Raw genomic sequence first — 16,615 nt, forward strand, 5'->3', positions numbered from 1 at the left:
TTGCGGTAATTACTTGGTGGCTTCGCGCTCGGCAGCCTTCTGCTGCATGTTTTCGCCCGCCTGTTCCAGCTTGCGGCCTGCGGCATCGGTTGCCTGATTGAGCTTGGCGCCGGCGGTGTCCGCTGCGCGGTCGAGTTTTTCGCTGGTTTCCTTGGCAGCCTGATCCATCTTGTGGCCGGCTTCGGTCATTTTCTGGTCGGCTTCGCGCGACGCCTGGTTCAGTTCGGCACTGGCGCGCTCGCCGGCTTGGTCGATCTTGCGGCCGGCGGTTTCAGCCGGACCGGCGCCGACGGTGTCGTCCTTCTTCTGGCAGCCGCCCAGCAGCGCGGCCATGACCAGCACCGCACCGGCGGTTTTACCCAATGTCGTGATATTCATGTGCATCTCCTTGAAGAATGATTGTTGTCATTAGCATACAAGGAGTTGTGCCGATGCAGCGCACGCTACAACCAGGTTCAGGTATTGATTTTTTTCGGTGGCGGCGGTGGCGCAAAGACAATGTTTTCGGACTCGGGCGCGGTCGCCAGCGCGTCCGACGTCTCGAGCCAGTGCCGCAGTTTTTCCATACGGCGGATCAGGATGCCCTTGCTGTTGATGTAGCCGACCTGCTCGAAGTTCTCCGGCTTGCTGATCATCTTGGAGACCGTGGGCAGGTTGTCGGCCAGTCGGTCGAACGCCTTGCGCGCCTTTTGCTCCCACTTGACCAGGTTCGGTTCGTTGAAGCGGTTGCTTTCGTAATAAATCGTCAACGTACGGTCATGGTTGCCGAAACCGACAATCGCCGCGCCCCGCCGCACGGTGTCGAGCACATCGTCCTTGATGTTCGCCGTGGGCACGAACAAGGCGGCCCGCGCGGTGGCGCTATCGGGTCGTTCCAACGGCAAATCCTGTCCCATTAATACGGTCATACACATCCTGTTCTGATCGCCAAGGAGTTGCTGTTAGGCTATATTCTTGATTTTATATCGCGGTCACGGCGCAAGACAAGGAGAAAGGCAGTGGAAAGCCCGCAGAACCGCCTGCGGCGTGGCGCGCATGCGAATCCGGGGGCTGCAGTGGCCTATAATGCCCGCTCCAGCGATCATTCCAGCCCCTTCACGATGTCTTCACCTGCCCCCGCCGCCCTCCCTGGCGCCAGCTTGTCTGCCAACTGCGGAACCATTCCCGCCGCCGCCGTCGATGCCGCCGAGCGCCATCTGCGCGACACCCTGGCCATCGCCATCGGCCACGCGTCGCCGCACGCCGCGCTGATCGTGCACGACACCCGCACCGACCTCAATCTGGCGCTGACCGAAGCCTACCGGCGCGTGGTGCCCGATGCGCGCTTCATCGACTTCGACGCCGTCGCGCCCGAGGACGTGCTGGCCGCGTTTGCGCTGCTGGACGCCGGCGACCTGGTGGTGCTGGTCCAATCGACCAGCTTCCGGCTCGAGGCCTTCCGCATCCGTATCGAGCTGTTCAAGCGCGGCCTGAAGGTGATCGAGCATGTGCACCTGGCGCGCATGCCCGGTGCGCAGGGACTGCACTACATCGAGTCGCTGGCCTACGACCCCGCCTACTATCGCGGCGTGGGCCACGCCCTCAAGGCGCGCATCGACGCCGCCAGCCATGGCATGGTCGATAGCGGCGACGGCGCGCAACTGGTGTTCGGCTCACCATTCGAAGCGGCCAAGCTCAATATCGGCGACTACACCGGCATGAACAACATCGGCGGCCAGTTCCCGCTTGGCGAAGTGTTTACCGAGGCGCGCGACCTCGAAGCCGTGAACGGTCGCGCGCGCATCTTCGTGTTCGGCGACACCTCGTTCCACGTCAATCAGCCGGCGGTGCCGGTCACGGTCATCATCGAAAAGGGCCGCGTGACGGGCACGGAGAACAGCACGCCGGAATTCGACAACATGCTGGCCATCATCCGCGCCCACGAGGGCGAGGTATGGTTGCGCGAACTGGGCTTCGGCATGAACCGCGCCTTCTCGCGCACCCGCATGGTGGACGACATCGGCACCTACGAGCGCATGTGCGGCATCCACCTGTCGCTGGGCGCCAAGCACGGGGTTTACACGAAGCCGCAATTCAAGCGCAAGGATGCGCGGTACCACGTCGATGTGTTCGCGGTGACCGAGGGCGTGTATCTCGACGGCCAGCAGGTGTATGCGGACGGCGCCTGGCAGCCCTGATGATGTTTACAGGCCGCGCAACGCGCGGTCCCACGGCGGATCCGGCTGGTACTCGGCCACCAGGTGATCGATCAGCGCCCGCACCTTGGGCGACGGCTGGCGGCTGGCCGGATACAGCGCGGACAGGTGGTTGAGCGGCAGCTCCCAGTCGGTCAGCACAGGCACCAGCGTGCCCTCCTGCAGCGCGCGCCAGGCCAGGAAGGTGGTGTGGTACACGATGCCCAGCCCCTGCTGCGCCGCCTGGTGCAGCACCAGGCCATTGTTGGCGGTGAACGCCGCCTGCACCCGGACCGTCTCCCTTCGCTCGCCTTGGGAAAAATGCCAGGCCGTGCCGGCCGTCAGGTGACTGAAGTGCAGGCAGCGGTGCGCGTGCAGGTCGTGCGGCGTGCGCGGCGTGCCGTGGCGCTCCAGGTAATCGGGGCTGGCGCACAGCACGGCGCGGCATGGCGCCAGCGGCCGCATCGCCAGCGCGTGCACGTCCGGAATGCCGCCCACCCGTATGGTCAGATCGAACCCGTGCTCGATCGGGTCGAGCAGCGCGTCATCGACGTGCAGCGACGGCGCCAGTTGCGGATGGAGCAGGTTGAACCGCGCCACCGAACCGGCCAGCCACTCGCTGCCAAAACTGGACGGCGCCTGGATGCGCAGCGGCCCGGCCAGTTCATCGCCAGCGCTGGCCACTGCGCGCGCCGCCTCGTGCGCCTGCGCCACGGCGGCGGCGCACGGCGCCAGGTAGGCCTGGCCGGCGTCGGTCAGGCTCACTTCGCGGGTGGACCGGTGCAGCAGGCGCGCCTGCAGGCGGTCTTCCAGTTGCAGCACGTGCTTGCTGACCATGGCGCGCGTGAGCCCCAGCCGGCGGCCCGCCTCGCTGAAACTGCGCTGGCGCGCCACCTCGACAAAAATTTCCATTGCGCGTAATTGGTCCATGCTCGATTGTCTCCACTTTGACGACAATGTGTCAATGCTTTGATCGTTGTTGGAGCCAGCGGCCGCGCTTACAATCGCTGATCTTCTTAATTGAGCCTGGAGCTGCAACATGTTGACAGACGCGCAAAAACTGCAATACCAACGCGATGGTTACCTGGTCGTGCCGAATTTCAAGAGCGCCGCCGACATCGCCGTGCTGCGCGAGCGCGCGGCGCAGATTGTCAACCAGTTCGATCCGGGCGCGCAGTCGGGCATCTTCAGCACCATCGAGCAGGAAAAGACCACCGACGACTACTTCCTCGGCTCGGACAACACCGTGCGCTGTTTCTTCGAGGAAGAAGCGTTCGGCGCTGACGGCCAGCTGAAACAGGACAAGTCGCTGTCGATCAACAAGATCGGCCACGCCATGCACGATCTCGATCCCACCTTCCGCGCGTTTACCGCCGACGAGCGCCTGAACGCGGTCGCCCGCGACATCGGCCTGGCAGACCCCAAGGTGTGGCAGTCGATGTACATCTTCAAGCAGCCCGGCATCGGCGGCGAAGTGCGCTGGCACCAGGACGCCACCTATTTCGATACCGACCCGGTAAGCGTGACCACGTTCTGGTTCGCGCTGGAAGACGCCACGCTCGACAACGGCTGCATGTGGGCCGAACCGGGCGGCCACCGGGGCCCGATGCGCGAACGCTTCCTGCGCAATGGCGACCAGGTACGGATGGAAAAGCTCAGCGACATGCCGTGGCCCGACAACAGCACCGCCGTGCCGCTGCCGTGCAAGGCCGGCAGCCTGATGGTATTCCACGGCCTGCTGCCGCACTACAGCGCGCCGAACCGCTCGGCCGTCTCGCGCCACGCCTACACGCTGCACGTGACCGACGGCGCCACTACCTATTCGCCGCAGAACTGGATCCAGCGCGACGAGCGCCTGCCGGTGCGAGGCTTCATCTGATGCAGGTCCAGATTTTTGCCGCCCACTGGGGCAACAACGAGCTGCCGGCCGACGTCTTCATCGAACGCGTCAAAGCGGCGGGCTTCGACGGCATCGAGCTCTCCTTGCCTCTGGAGGCAGCCGCGCGCGACGACTGGACCGGCCGCATTGCCGCTGCCGGCCTGGCGCTGATCGTGGGCCAATGGGAAACCGCGCTGGTGCCGGAGTTCGCGGCCCACCGGGCAGCGCTGGCCGAGCTGCTGCACAATGCCTGCGCGGCACGCCCGCTGCACGTCAATTCGCAGACCGGCAAGGATTACTTCACGTTCGAACAGAACTGCGAGCTGCTCGACATGGCAGCGGCGATCTCGCGCGAGCACGGCGTTCCGATCTACCACGAGACCCACCGCAGCCGCTGGAGCGCACACCCGGCGCTGGCCCTGCCCTACCTGCGCCAGCTGTCCGACCTGCACCTGACGGCCGACCTGTCGCACTGGTGCTGCGCGTGCGAGTCGCTGCTGGGCGACCAGCCGCAGACGCTTGCCGCAACGCTGCCGCGCGTGCGCCACATCCACGCACGGGTGGGCCACGAGCAGGGACCGCAGGTGGCGGACTTCCGCGCGCCCGAGTCGCAGGCTGCACTGGCCGCCCACCTGTCGTGGTGGGACGAAGTGGTGCGCTGGCGCCGCGCTGCGGGCGCCGAGCGTTTGACCATCACGCCGGAATTCGGCCCGGTGCCGTACACCCAGACCTTGCCGTACACGGGAGCGGCGGTATCGAACGCGTGGGAGTTGAACGTGGCGATGCTGGACGTGCTGCGCCAGCGCTACTGCTAAATCTCTACTGCTGCACCCTGCCCGCCCGGGCGGGTCGCAGCATCGCAATGGCGGCGGCCAGCGCGCTGATGACCGCGCCGGCCAGCGCCACCGCCAGCACCGCCGCCGACGCGCCGCCGTAGCGCACGCCGGGCTTGCCCTCGAAGCGCAGCAGCCAGCGCCGCTGGCCCACCTCCAGCACTTTTTCCGCCACCAGTCCCGCGTTGTCGGTCCCCTGTGGCGCGGCCTTGCCCGCGCTGTCGTACAGCAGGTTGCCCAGGTTGTCGCTAGCGGCGCGCGGCGCCATGGCGCCATTGACGTAGCCGCCGTCCTCGATGCGCACGTGCAGGTGTTCGAGCAGCGCGCCATCGATCACCTCGCGCATCAGCGCATTGACCCGGAACACGATGGCGACGAAACCGACCAGCGCCGCGCGGCGCCGCGCCTCGGTATCGACCACGGCATCGTTGCGGTACACCGGCGCGCGCGCCACGAAGCCCGGTTCGCCGGTCACATCCTGCACCAGCGTGATCGGCTCGGTGGCGACGATGCCGCCGCTGTCGCGCGCCAGCGTCACCGCGCGCAGATGCGGCGGCAGCGCAGCCAGATCCAGGCCAACCGCGCTCTCGTTGCCTTTGACCGGCGCCGTGTACTCGATCACGTAGTGGACCGGCGCATGGGTGACCGGGTGCACGCGGAAGTTCGGATAGCCGCCCGCGTCCACGCTGGTGTCGGCGCGCACGGCAGCCACAAAGGCGTCGAACTGTTCTGCGGGCACGGCGCGCACGAACTGCACTGCCTGGAATCCGGGATAGCGGCGTTCGAGCTTGAGCTCCGCGCTGAAGCGGTGGAAGCGCGCGCGGTCGATGCGGTCGTCGAGCGCGTACATGCCCTTCAGGCTGAGCAGGACATCGAAACAGGTTTGCAGCCGCGCCTCGGTATCGCGCGCGACCTTCTCGGTGTCGCGCTGGAAGCGCGTCTCCATCTGCGCGCGCTGGTCCGCGTGCACCAGCCAGCAGATAGTGCCGGTCAGTCCCAGCCCGACGGCAAGGGTGACAAGACCGCGCGCGCGCATGGGCTGCATGGCCTACAGGTGCTGTGACAACAGCGGACCGATGCCATGCTCGAGGTCCTGCACATTGTCGGCGTAACGCTCGGCGATGTCGCGGAACTCTTCCTCGGCTGCCAGCATGGCATCGACCACGTCGGGATCGAAATGTTCGCCGCTGGCCTGGCGCACCATTTCCATCGCGGTCTCATGGGTAAACGCGGGCTTGTACACGCGCTTGGAAATGAGCGCGTCGTACACGTCGGCCACAGCCATCAGCCGCGCCGCCAGGGGAATCGCGTCGCCCTTCAACCCTTCCGGGTAGCCGGTGCCGTCGTATTTTTCCTGGTGCGAATAGGTGATCTCGCGCGCGTAGCGCAGGAAGGTATTGGTATAGCCCAGGTGGTTTTCGACGTTGACGATGGCGTCGCGGCCGTACACGGTGTGCATTTTCATCACCGAGAATTCGGCCGGCGTGAGCGCGCCGGGTTTGAGCAGAATGGCGTCGGGGATCGACACCTTGCCGATGTCGTGCAGCGGCGCGGCCTTGTACAGCGACTTGATGTTGGCGTCGCTCAGTTCCTCGGCAAAGCGCGGGCTGCCCTGCAGGCGGCGCGCCAGCGCGACGACGTAGTGCTGCACGCGGCGCAGGTGGTTGGCGGTTTCGTATTCACGCGTCTCGGCCAGCGAGGCCAGCGCCCAGATCATGGCGTCGAGCATCTGGCTCAATTCCGCCGTCACTTCTTCCACCACGTGTTCGAGCAGGTTGCGCTGCTGCTTGAGCAGCTCGCGCGCATGGCGTAGCTGCAAATGGGTGTCCACCCGCGCGCGCAGCACCTCGCCGACGAACGGCTTGGGAATGATGTCCACCGCGCCCTCGCAAATGGCGCGCGCCTCGTCGGGTTCCGACTGCAGGAAGATGAGCGGGATGTCGGCCGTGTCAGGGCTCGATTTGAGCTGCTGGCACACGGTATAGCCGTCGATGTCGGGCAGCGCGGCGTCGAGCACCACCAGGTCGGGCCGGGGCACGTGCTCCATCACCATCAGCGCGGCGCGGCCGCTGTTGGCCAGGCGGACCTCGTAACGGTCCTGCAACAGGCTGTTCATCTGGATCAGATTGTCCGAAGCCTCGTCAACGATCAGCACGATGGCTCTTTTGGCATTCATCTACCGCACTCCCTGAAAATTAGCTATTAGCAACATATGACCACATCATACCCTGTCAGTGACGACAATTTACAGGCCATCGCTTGCAATTGTATAGCGCACTACCCATAATGGGATCATGAATACCAAAACTTCCTCCGTCCCCGCCCCAGCCGAAGACGCTGCAGGCGCCGGCCAGGCGCCGCAACTGGACCAGCAACTGTGCTTCGCGCTGTATTCGACGTCGCTGGCGATGAGCAAGATCTACCGCAAGCTGCTGCGCGGCCTGGGCCTGACCTACTCGCAGTACCTGGTGATGCTGGTGCTGTGGGAAAAGGACGAGCAGACCGTGTCCGAAGTGGGCGAACGGCTGTTCCTCGATTCGGCCACGCTGACGCCGCTGCTCAAGCGCATGGAAGCGGCCGAGCTGCTCACCCGCACCCGCGCTGCCGTCGATGAGCGGCAAGTGATCATCAAGCTCACCGCCAGCGGCGACGCCCTGCGCGCGCAGGCAGCCAAGCTGCCGCCGTCCATCCTGCAAGCCACACGCTGCTCGGTCGAGCAGGTGGTGGACATGAAACAGCAACTCGACACCCTGCGCGCCAGCCTGATGGCCGCCGGCTAAATATACCGTCATACCGATATCGCCATGAAGCCATTCAACCCGATCTACACGCCGCGCGCGCAGGCGGCCGAAGCGCTGCGCACCCAGGGCTACGCGCTGCTGTCGCCGCAGGACGTGGCCGCGCTGGCCGGCGTATCGCGCGACGCGCTCGACGCCCTGGCCCCGAGCTGGAACGCGCTCGAACCCGACCAGTACCTCAAGGACGGCGGCCGCTACCGGCGCCGCCGCCACTCCTGCTTCGTGCAGGAAGGCGACCGCCTCACGCAAACCACGCACCGCGCGCACTGGCAGCCGCTCGAATACAACGCCCTGCACGGCGGCATGCACCGCCTGTTCGAGCCGGTGATGCCGGCCACCGTGGCGCAGCCGGCGTGGCCGGCGCTGATCGCCGCCATCGGCCAGGTGTGCAGTGCAGCCAGAGATAGCAACCAGCCGTGGTACGTGGAAGCGCACCAGTTCCGCATCGACACCGCCGACGGTATCGGCCGCCCCACGCCGGAAGGCGCGCACCGCGACGGCGTCGATTTCGTTGCCGTGATCCTGGTCGCACGCGACCAGGTCAAGGGCGGTGAAACCCGCGTATTCGAGGCCGACGGCCCCAACGGCAAACGCTTCACCATGACCGAACCCTGGACTTTGCTGCTGCTCGACGACGCCACCGTGATCCACGAATCGACGCCGATCCAGCCGCTGCACGTCTACGGACACCGCGACACACTGGTCCTTACCTGGCGCGCCGGCGCGTTCCAGGGCGAGGAAAAACCCCTGTAGCGGATTAAATCCGCTATAGTCACAATAGAAAATTCAAGCATTCAGGAGGGTGGTCAGTGGACGCCAGCTATGAGATACAGCCCGATGAAATCGAAATACTGATCGTCGAAGATAGTCCTACCCAGGCCGAGCGTCTGCGCCGGCTGATCCAGTCGATGCGCTATCGCGCCCGCGTGGCCGGCAACGGCCGCCTGGCGCTCGAAGCCATCCGCGAAAGCAAGCCGCACCTGGTTCTGTCCGACATCGTCATGCCCGAAATGGATGGCTATACGCTGTGCCGCGCCATCAAGTCCGACCCCGAACTGCGCGATATCCCGGTCATCCTGGTCACATCGCTGATGGACCCCAAGGACATCATACGCGGCATCGAATGCGGCGCCGACAATTTCATCCGCAAGCCGTACGCGGAAGACTACCTGCTCAACCGCATCGGCCACATGCTGATGAACCAGAAGCTGCGCCGCAACCAGAACATGGAAATCGGCATCGCCCTGTACCTGGGTGAGCAAAAGCACTTCATCAACGCCGAACGCCAGCAAATCCTCGATCTGCTGATCTCCACCTACGAGCAGGCGGTGCAGGTCAATGGCGAACTGCAAGCGCGCGAGCGGCAGGTCATCGAGCTCAATATGCGCCTGGCCAACCATGCCGGCGAGCTCGAAACCATCAACCGCGAAATCGCGCTGAAAAACCTCGAGCTGGCCGAAGCGAGCCGCATGAAGTCCGCCTTCATCGCCAATATGTCGCACGAGCTGCGCACGCCGCTCAACGCCATCATCGGCTTTACCGGCGCGCTGCTGATGAAGCTTCCCGGCCCGCTGACCGGGGAACAGGACAAGCAGCTCAACACCATCCGCACCAGCGCGCGCCACCTGCTCTCGCTCATCAACGACATCCTCGATGTGGCCAAGATCGAAGCCGGCAAGGTCACGCTCGAAGTGCAAAAAGTGCAGTGCCAGAACCTGGTGCGCGACGTGGTGGACACCCTGCGTCCGCTGGCGCTGCAAAAGAATCTCACGCTAGAGATCGACCTGGCCGACGAACCGATCGTGCTCGAAACCGACCAGCGCGCGCTCACGCAAATCCTGCTCAACCTTGGCAACAACGCCATCAAGTTCACCGAGACCGGATCGGTGCGTGTCTCGCTCGCGCAACGCGCGGGCGAAGGCCAGCAGATGATCGAATTCTCGGTGGCCGACAGCGGCGCCGGCATCCGCGAGGAAGACCAGAACAAGCTGTTCCAGGCCTTCTCGCAGCTCGATTCCACGTCCACCCGCCACGCCGAAGGCGCGGGCCTGGGCCTGTACCTGTGCCAGAACCTCGCCAACCTGATTGGCGGTTCCCTGTTCTTCAAGAGCGACTTCGGCCAGGGCAGCACCTTTACCCTGGCGCTGCCGCGCCGCGGATAAAATATATTTCGCACATGGTAGTTCTACGGTATTGCAGCGCAACATAAAAGGGGATATATTGGAACTGTCTCCTCCAACCGTTCGCTGAACATTGGAATTAAGCCCGCCACCTTTACAGGTCGCGGGCATTTTTTTGCCCGCATTTTGCCCGTATGCCTGGCTGCAAATAATCACGGATTTGATTGTGCCGTGCAGCACAACTCTCAGCAATAAACTAAACAACCGATTTAGTTATATCAATCGTTTAAATTGTGTGCTGTAATCGCAGCCATGAATCCCAAATCCACCTCTTCTTCCGCCGACGACGCCCGCAAGCCGCGCTCGGACGGCGAACAGTCGCGCGAACGGCTGCTGCACGCGGCCATGCGCCTGTTCGGCCAGCAGGGCTTTTCCAAGACCTCCACCCGTGAAATCGCCCAGGCGGCCGGCGCCAACGTCGCTGCCATCAGCTACTACTTCGGCGACAAGTCCGGCCTGTACCAGGCCTGCTTCGGCTTCATGTGCACCACGCCCGGCGGCAACGTCGCCGCGTTCGAGCAGCCGCACTTCACGCTGCGCGAATCGCTGCAGGGCTATTACCACCAGATGCTGGCGCCGCTGTTGCAGCACGAGGACGCCGACCTGCTGCTGCGCCTGTTTTACCGCGAGATGCTCGAGCCCACCGGCCTGTGGCAGCGCGAGATCGAAAACAACATCAAGCCCGAACATGCGGCGCTGCTGCGGGTGCTGTGTCGCCACCTGGGCACGCAGGAAGTCACCGACGACCTGCAACGCCTGGCCCATGCGATTCCGAGCATGTGCGTCACGCTGCTGATCGCGCGCGACGTCATTGCCGCCGTCTCGCCGCAACTGGTCGAGTCGCCTGCCGCGTTCGCGGTATGGGCCGAGCAGCTGGTCGATTACGCCGAAGCGCTGGTGCAGGTCGAAAAAAACAAACTTCAACAAAGGACAGCATGAACAGGACTTTACGGGTTGCCGTGGCGTGCGCCATGGCGGCGATGTTAGGAGCTTGCGCGGTCAAGGCGCCGGCGCCGCAGGTCGATGCGCAAGCGCCCGCGCAGTGGCAGGCCCCCCTGCCCCACAACGGCAGCCGCGCCAATCTCGCCACCTGGTGGCGCCAGCAGACCGACACGCTGCTGGCCGAACTGATCGAAGCGGCGCAGGCGGTCAGTCCCACGGTGTCGTCGGCCGCCTCGCGTATTGCCCAGTCGCGCGCGGACCAAGTGGCCGCCGGCGCCGCGCTGGTGCCCAACGTGGACGCGGCGGGCAGCATCAGCCGCGCCAACCAGCAGTCGCTCACCCCCATGGGCACCACGTCGCAGGCGGCGTTGCAGGCTTCGTGGGAGATCGACCTGTTCGGCGCCAACCGCGCCGCGCGCGACGCCGCGCAAGCGCGCTACCAGAGCGCGCAGGCCGGCTGGCACGACGCCCGCGTATCGGTGGCGGCGGAAACCGCCAACCAGTATTTCGCCCTGCGCGCCTGCCAGCAATTGCTGGACGTGGCCAGGCAGGACGCCGCCTCGCGCGCCGACACCGCGCGCCTGACGGAACTGTCCGCCGGCGCCGGCTTCGAATCGCCGGCCAACCTGGCGCTGGCACGCGCCAGCGCCGCCGACGGCAACAGCCGCTACCTGGCCCAGCGCGCCAGCTGCGACGTCAACGTCAAGGCGCTGGTAGCGCTGACCGCGATGCAGGAGCCGGAGTTGCGGCGGCGGTTGGCTGGTAATGCCGATGCGAGCGCTGGTGGAGCTGGTGCTGGTGCCGTTGCTGCTGGAGCCAATGCCGGCGATAACGGCGGCGCCAGCGTGTCGGCGATGGTGCCAGCCTTCGGCGTCACCGAACTGCCAGCGCAAACGCTGGCCCAACGCCCTGACGTCTTCACCGCCGAGCGCGAAGTGGCGGCCGCCAGCGCGGAGGTCGGCAGCGCCCGCGCCCAGCGCTATCCGCGCCTGACCATCTCGGGCGCGGTCGGCATCGCCAATTTCCATAGTGGCGGTGTCAATACCAAGACCGACACCTGGACTATCGGCCCGGTCTCGGTATCGGTGCCGATTTTCGACGCCGGCCGGCGCCGCGCCAACGAGGATGCCGCCGGCGCCCGCTACGACGCCGCTGTCGTCAGCTACCGCGCCACGGTGCGCCAGGCCGTGAGCGAAGTCGAGCAGGCGATGGTCAACCTCGACAGCACGGCGCAGCGCACGCTGGACGCCGGCACCGCCACGCAAGGCTACCGCACCAATTTCAACGCGGTGGAGCAGCGCTACAAGAACGGCATGGCCAGCCTGTTCGAACTGGAAGACGCGCGCCGCACCCGCCTGGCCGCCGAACAGAACCAGGTCACGCTGGCGCGCGAGCGCAACGCCGCCTGGGTGGCGCTGTACCGCGCCGCTGGCGGCGGCTGGACCGCTCCTGCTGCCGTTGGTAACTCTGCTGACACCGCAGCACCCAACTGATACCTGATCCCGGACTTATGAAAACTCTGAAATCGACTATGAATCCTGCGAATTTGAAGCCCACCGTGCTGGCCCTGCTGGCGGTGTTCGTGGTGGCCGGCGCCGGCATGGCGTTCTATTCGCCCGCCACGCAAGCGGCCGACGATAAAAAAGCTGCCGCGCCCAAGCCCGCGTTGACCGTCACCGTGGTCAAACCGTCGTCCGCGCGCCTGCCCATCACGCTGGCCGCCAACGGCAACGTCGCCGCCTGGCAGGAGGCCAGCGTGAGCAGCGAATCGAACGGCTTGCGCCTGACCGAAGTGCGTGTCAACGTGGGCGACGTGGTCAAGGCCGGCGACGTGCTGGCCGTATTCTCGGCCGACACCGTCAACGCCGACGTGGCGCAGGCCAAAGCGGCCCTGCTTGAAGCGCAAGCCAATGCCGCCGACGCCGTGGCCAATGCCGCGCGCGCCCGCACGCTCCAGGATTCCGGCGCGCTCAGCGCCCAGCAGATCAGCCAGTACAACACCGCCGAACAAACCGCCAGCGCCAGGATAGCCTCGGCCCAGGCGGCGCTGGCCACGCAACAGCTGCGCCTGAAATACACGAAGGTGGTCGCACCCGACAGCGGCGTGATCTCGGCGCGCACGGCCACCGTCGGCGCCGTGTCGGCGCCGGGAACGGAGCTGTTCCGCATGATCCGCCAGGGCCGCCTCGAGTGGCGCGCCGAGGTGGTGGCGCAGGACCTGCGCAGCATCGTGGCCGGTTCGACCGCGCTGGTGAAAGCGGCCAACGGCAGCGAAACCACCGGCAAGGTGCGCATGATTGCGCCGACCGTGGACCTGCAAACCCGCTCGGCGCTGGTGTACGTGGACCTGCCGCAGAACGCCGGCTCGAAAGACGCGCCGTTCAAGGCCGGCATGTTCGCCAGCGGCAAATTCGAACTGGGTTCGTCCGAGGCCCTGACCGTGCCGCAGCAGGCCATCGTGGTGCGCGACGGCTTCAGCTTCGTGTTCCGCCTCACGCCAGACAACCACGTGGCACAGGTGAAGGTGCAGCCGGGCCGGCGCCTGGGCGACCGCATCGAAGTGGTGGGCGGCCTGAAGGCCGATACGCCGGTGGTGCTGCGCGGCGCCGGCTTCCTCAATGACGGCGACCTGGTACACGTGGTAGCCGAGCAAGCCGCTACCGCCTCCAAGTAAGGAACGCCATGAACTTTTCCGCGTTATCGATCAAGAACCCGATCCCGGCGATCATGCTGTTCGTGCTGCTCACGCTGGCAGGCCTGATGGCCTACAAGGCCAACCCGGTGCAGGACTTCCCGGACATCGAGCTGCCCATCGTCACCGTCACCGCCACGCTTGAAGGCACGGCGCCGGCGCAGCTGGAAACCGAAGTCACGCGCAAGATCGAGGATTCGGTGGCCACGCTGCAGGGCGTGAAAAACATCTATTCGACGGTGCTTGACGGCGTCTCGACCACCACCGTCGAATTTATCCTGGAAAAGCCGATCTCGGACGCCGTCAACGACGTGCGCGACGCGGTGGCGCGCGTCAAAGCCGACATGCCGGCCGAGCTGCGCGATCCGTCCGTGACCAAGGCTGCCACCGCCGGCCGGGTGGTACAGACCTTTACTGCCGCTGCGGCCAATATTCCCGGCGAGAAGATGGACACGCAGGAGCTGAGCTGGTTCGTCGATAACGTCGTGGCCAAGCGCCTGCTGGCGGTGCCGGGCCTCGGTGCGGTCAAGCGCGTGGGCGGCGTCTATCGCGAGATCCGGGTGGAGCTCGACGATGCGCGCATGGCGGCGTTGCGCGTCTCGGCGCTCGACGTTTCGCGCCAGTTGCGGCTGGTGCAGAGGGAGGCGCCGGGCGGGCGCGGCGACGTCAGTGGCGCCGAGCAGTCGGTGCGCACGATTGCCACCGTCAAGAGCGCGGCCGAACTGGCCGCCATCGAACTGCCGCTGACCGACGGGCGCCGCGTGCGCCTCGACCAGGTGGCCACCATTACCGACACCGTGTCGGAACCGCGCGCGATCGCCATGCAGGACGGACGCGAGGTGGTGGGCTTTGAAGTGTTCCGCACCAAGGGCGCCAGCGAAGTGGCCGTGGCCCGGGGCGCGCGCGCCGCCATCGAACAGCTCAATCTCGACAACCCGAAAGTGGTGCTGCAACAGGTGATCGACAACGCGATTCCGGTCGAAGAAGATTTCGATGGCTCGATGCACCTGCTGTACGAAGGCGCGCTGCTGGCGGTACTGGTCGTGTGGTGGTTCCTGCGCGACTGGCGCGCCACGCTGGTGGCCGCCGCCGCGCTGCCGCTGTCGGTGATGCCGGCGTTCCTCGGCATCTGGCTGTTCGGCTACACGCTCAACATCGTCACCCTGCTGTCGCTGGCGCTGGTCGTCGGCGTGCTGGTCGATGACGCCATCGTCGAAATCGAAAACATCGAGCGCCACCTGCGCATGGGCAAAACGCCGATGGAAGCGGCGCTGGAAGCGGCCGACGAAATCGGCATGGCGGTGATCGCCACCACGTTCGCACTGGTGGCCGTGTTCCTGCCCACCGCGTTCATGAGCGGCGTGCCGGGCCTGTTCTTCAAGCAGTTCGGCTGGACCGCCGTGATCGCGGTACTGGCGTCGCTGGTGGTGGCGCGGTTGCTCACGCCGATGATGGCCGCTTACCTGCTCAAGCCTGCCGTGCACAAGGAAGAAAAAGACGGCTGGATCATGACGCGGTACATGCGCACCATGCAGTGGTGCCTGCGCAATCGCGGCAAAACGGCCATCGCTTCGCTGGTGTTCTTTGCCGGCTCGATTGCGCTGGTGGGCCTGCTCCCTACCGGCTTCGTGCCAGCGGCCGACCGTTCGCAAACCCAGATCAACCTGGAACTGCCGCCCGGCTCCACGCTGGCCGAAACCCGCGTGGTGGCCGAGCGCGCGCGCCTGGCGGCGATGCAGGTACCTGGCATCAAGGCGGTATTCAGTTCCATCGGCGGCGGCTCGAGCGGCGACGCCTTTGCTCCCGGCGCAGCTGCCGAGGCGCGCAGCGCGGTGCTCACGCTGTCCACCGTGCACCGCACCGACCGCAAGGAATCGATGGCGGACCTGGAAGCACACATCCGCGAACAGCTGAACAACGTGCCCGGTGCGCGCTTCAAGGTCGGCCCGCCCGACAGCGGCGTCAAGATGCAGCTGGTGCTGCGCAGCGACGATCCGGTGGCGCTGCGCGAGACGGCGCAAAAGGTCGAACGCGAGATGCGCACGCTGCAAGGCGTGGGCAATGTGCGTTCCACCGCGTCGCTGGTGCGCCCCGAGATCATCGTCAAGCCGGACTTCGCCAAGGCGGCCGACCTCGGTGTAACCGCCAATGCCATCGGCCAGACCGTGCGCGTGGCCACCGCCGGCGACTACGACACCGACCTGACCAAGATGAACCTGCCCGAGCGCCAGGTGCCGATCCGCGTCAAGCTGCCCGACGCCGTGCGCGCGGACCTCGACGCCATCGGCCGCCTGACGGTGCCGGGCAAGAACGGCCCGGTGCTGCTGGCGACAGTGGCCACCATCACCATGGAAAGCGGCCCGGCGCAGATCAACCGCTTGAATCGCAGCCGCAACGTCACGTTCGAGGTGGAACTGGGCAAGCGCACCCTGGGCGAAGTGAACACCGAGGCGCGCGCCCTGCCCACCATGCAGAACCTGCCCAAGTCGGTCCACATCGCGGAACTGGGCGACGCCCAGGAGATGGCGGCGCTGTTCAACAGCTTCGGCACCGCCATGCTGATCGGCGTGCTGTGCATCTACTGCGTGCTGGTCTTGCTATTCAAGGACTTCATGCAGCCCCTCACCATCCTGGCCGCGCTGCCGCTGTCGATCGGCGGCGCCTTTGTGGCGCTGTTGATCACGGGCCGGGCGCTGTCGATGCCGTCGATGATCGGCCTGATCATGCTGATGGGGATCGTCACCAAGAACTCGATCCTGCTGGTGGACTACGCGATCCTGGCGCGCCAGGCCGGCATGAACCGCTTCGACGCGTTGGTCGATGCCTGCCACAAGCGCAGCCGCCCGATCCTGATGACAACGATTGCCATGGGCGCCGGCATGATGCCGCTGGCGCTGGGTTGGGGCGCCGACCCGAGCTTCCGTTCGCCGATGGCGATCACGGTCATCGGTGGGCTGATCACCTCGACCTTGTTGAGTTTGCTGGTGGTGCCGGCGGTGTTTACTTACGTGGACGATTTCGAGCACTGGTTGCAGCGTTTGATGCGAAAATTACGCCGCGAGCCGGAACCGGGACCGGAGCCAAAAACACATCCGGCCACCACTTAAGGAGAACACG

Annotated in this window: 15 protein-coding genes; 10 read left to right on the forward strand and 5 right to left on the reverse strand. The window is 65.7% G+C overall.

The annotated features are described in order from the left end of the window. Positions 1 to 9 precede the first annotated feature (9 nt). A complete protein-coding gene (locus ASF04_RS10990; RefSeq protein WP_056141109.1) occupies positions 10 to 378 on the reverse strand; it encodes a hypothetical protein in 369 nt (122 codons plus the stop codon). Positions 379 to 455: 77 nt separating this feature from the next. After that, complete coding sequence (locus ASF04_RS10995; RefSeq protein ID WP_227012184.1) at positions 456 to 878, reverse strand: hypothetical protein; 423 nt, start codon at positions 876 to 878, stop codon at positions 456 to 458. Positions 879 to 1,100: 222 nt separating this feature from the next. On the opposite strand from ASF04_RS10995, the gene ASF04_RS11000 reads away from it, so the two are divergent. Next, positions 1,101 to 2,177 (forward strand): hypothetical protein, encoded by a 1,077-nt coding sequence (locus ASF04_RS11000; protein WP_056141973.1) that lies wholly within the window; start codon positions 1,101 to 1,103, stop codon positions 2,175 to 2,177. A 6-nt stretch (positions 2,178 to 2,183) separates the two neighbouring features. Here ASF04_RS11000 and ASF04_RS11005 read toward each other — a convergent pair whose 3' ends face one another. After that, positions 2,184 to 3,104: a LysR family transcriptional regulator gene (locus ASF04_RS11005; protein ID WP_229205005.1), complete on the reverse strand. Its 921-nt coding sequence runs from the start codon at positions 3,102 to 3,104 to the stop codon at positions 2,184 to 2,186. A 109-nt stretch (positions 3,105 to 3,213) separates the two neighbouring features. On the opposite strand from ASF04_RS11005, the gene ASF04_RS11010 reads away from it, so the two are divergent. Next, positions 3,214 to 4,053 carry a phytanoyl-CoA dioxygenase family protein gene (locus tag ASF04_RS11010; protein ID WP_056141115.1) on the forward strand — a complete coding sequence of 280 codons (840 nt, stop codon included), beginning with the start codon at positions 3,214 to 3,216 and terminating at the stop codon, positions 4,051 to 4,053. Then, the gene (locus tag ASF04_RS11015) at positions 4,053 to 4,868 is read left to right on the forward strand and encodes a sugar phosphate isomerase/epimerase (RefSeq protein ID WP_056141118.1); all 816 of its coding nucleotides are present in this window, start codon (positions 4,053 to 4,055) and stop codon (positions 4,866 to 4,868) included. Before ASF04_RS11010 ends, ASF04_RS11015 begins: the two co-directional genes overlap by 1 nt. 4 nt (positions 4,869 to 4,872) lie before the next feature. Here ASF04_RS11015 and ASF04_RS11020 read toward each other — a convergent pair whose 3' ends face one another. Next, positions 4,873 to 5,931 (reverse strand): CHASE domain-containing protein, encoded by a 1,059-nt coding sequence (locus tag ASF04_RS11020; protein ID WP_056141122.1) that lies wholly within the window; start codon positions 5,929 to 5,931, stop codon positions 4,873 to 4,875. 3 nt (positions 5,932 to 5,934) lie between these two features. Further along, positions 5,935 to 7,062: an HD domain-containing phosphohydrolase gene (locus tag ASF04_RS11025; protein ID WP_019923037.1), complete on the reverse strand. Its 1,128-nt coding sequence runs from the start codon at positions 7,060 to 7,062 to the stop codon at positions 5,935 to 5,937. A 118-nt stretch (positions 7,063 to 7,180) separates the two neighbouring features. Here ASF04_RS11025 and ASF04_RS11030 point away from each other — a divergent pair, with 118 nt between their 5' ends. From ASF04_RS11030 to ASF04_RS11060, 7 genes are all read left to right on the forward strand, one after another. Next, positions 7,181 to 7,666 (forward strand): MarR family winged helix-turn-helix transcriptional regulator, encoded by a 486-nt coding sequence (locus tag ASF04_RS11030; protein ID WP_056141125.1) that lies wholly within the window; start codon positions 7,181 to 7,183, stop codon positions 7,664 to 7,666. Positions 7,667 to 7,690: 24 nt separating this feature from the next. Beyond that, complete coding sequence (locus tag ASF04_RS11035) at positions 7,691 to 8,437, forward strand: 2OG-Fe dioxygenase family protein (RefSeq protein WP_056141127.1); 747 nt, start codon at positions 7,691 to 7,693, stop codon at positions 8,435 to 8,437. Positions 8,438 to 8,493: 56 nt separating this feature from the next. After that, positions 8,494 to 9,846: a hybrid sensor histidine kinase/response regulator gene (locus ASF04_RS11040; RefSeq protein ID WP_056141129.1), complete on the forward strand. Its 1,353-nt coding sequence runs from the start codon at positions 8,494 to 8,496 to the stop codon at positions 9,844 to 9,846. Positions 9,847 to 10,116: 270 nt separating this feature from the next. Further along, on the forward strand, positions 10,117 to 10,803 hold the full coding sequence (locus ASF04_RS11045; protein WP_056141132.1) for a CerR family C-terminal domain-containing protein: 687 nt from the start codon (positions 10,117 to 10,119) through the stop codon (positions 10,801 to 10,803). Then, positions 10,800 to 12,299 carry a TolC family protein gene (locus ASF04_RS11050; RefSeq protein ID WP_056141134.1) on the forward strand — a complete coding sequence of 500 codons (1,500 nt, stop codon included), beginning with the start codon at positions 10,800 to 10,802 and terminating at the stop codon, positions 12,297 to 12,299. The genes ASF04_RS11045 and ASF04_RS11050 overlap by 4 nt, the downstream gene beginning before the upstream one ends. A gap of 38 nt (positions 12,300 to 12,337) precedes the next feature. After that, positions 12,338 to 13,480, forward strand: a complete 1,143-nt coding sequence (locus tag ASF04_RS11055; protein WP_373922132.1) for an efflux RND transporter periplasmic adaptor subunit — start codon at positions 12,338 to 12,340, stop codon at positions 13,478 to 13,480. An 8-nt stretch (positions 13,481 to 13,488) separates the two neighbouring features. Next, a complete protein-coding gene (locus ASF04_RS11060) occupies positions 13,489 to 16,605 on the forward strand; it encodes an efflux RND transporter permease subunit (protein WP_056141139.1) in 3,117 nt (1,038 codons plus the stop codon). The last annotated feature ends 10 nt before the right edge of the window (positions 16,606 to 16,615 follow it).

Origin of the sequence: Duganella sp. Leaf61 (assembly GCF_001421905.1) — a bacterium.
GTDB lineage: Bacteria > Pseudomonadota > Gammaproteobacteria > Burkholderiales > Burkholderiaceae_D > Rugamonas > Rugamonas zoogloeoides.

What these genes read in the sequence shown, in the direction of transcription:
- ASF04_RS11030 (WP_056141125.1), top strand. Translation starts at nt 7,181, where the DNA reads ATGAATACCAAAACTTCCTCCGTCCCCGCCCCAGCCGAAGACGCTGCA.
- ASF04_RS11010 (WP_056141115.1), top strand. Translation starts at nt 3,214, where the DNA reads ATGTTGACAGACGCGCAAAAACTGCAATACCAACGCGATGGTTACCTG.
- ASF04_RS11045 (WP_056141132.1), top strand. Translation starts at nt 10,117, where the DNA reads ATGAATCCCAAATCCACCTCTTCTTCCGCCGACGACGCCCGCAAGCCG.
- ASF04_RS11035 (WP_056141127.1), top strand. Translation starts at nt 7,691, where the DNA reads ATGAAGCCATTCAACCCGATCTACACGCCGCGCGCGCAGGCGGCCGAA.
- ASF04_RS11005 (WP_229205005.1), bottom strand. Translation starts at nt 3,104, where the DNA reads ATGGACCAATTACGCGCAATGGAAATTTTTGTCGAGGTGGCGCGCCAG.
- ASF04_RS11015 (WP_056141118.1), top strand. Translation starts at nt 4,053, where the DNA reads ATGCAGGTCCAGATTTTTGCCGCCCACTGGGGCAACAACGAGCTGCCG.
- ASF04_RS11060 (WP_056141139.1), top strand. Translation starts at nt 13,489, where the DNA reads ATGAACTTTTCCGCGTTATCGATCAAGAACCCGATCCCGGCGATCATG.
- ASF04_RS10990 (WP_056141109.1), bottom strand. Translation starts at nt 378, where the DNA reads ATGAATATCACGACATTGGGTAAAACCGCCGGTGCGGTGCTGGTCATG.
- ASF04_RS11055 (WP_373922132.1), top strand. Translation starts at nt 12,338, where the DNA reads ATGAATCCTGCGAATTTGAAGCCCACCGTGCTGGCCCTGCTGGCGGTG.
- ASF04_RS11025 (WP_019923037.1), bottom strand. Translation starts at nt 7,062, where the DNA reads ATGAATGCCAAAAGAGCCATCGTGCTGATCGTTGACGAGGCTTCGGAC.
- ASF04_RS11050 (WP_056141134.1), top strand. Translation starts at nt 10,800, where the DNA reads ATGAACAGGACTTTACGGGTTGCCGTGGCGTGCGCCATGGCGGCGATG.
- ASF04_RS11020 (WP_056141122.1), bottom strand. Translation starts at nt 5,931, where the DNA reads ATGCAGCCCATGCGCGCGCGCGGTCTTGTCACCCTTGCCGTCGGGCTG.
- ASF04_RS11000 (WP_056141973.1), top strand. Translation starts at nt 1,101, where the DNA reads ATGTCTTCACCTGCCCCCGCCGCCCTCCCTGGCGCCAGCTTGTCTGCC.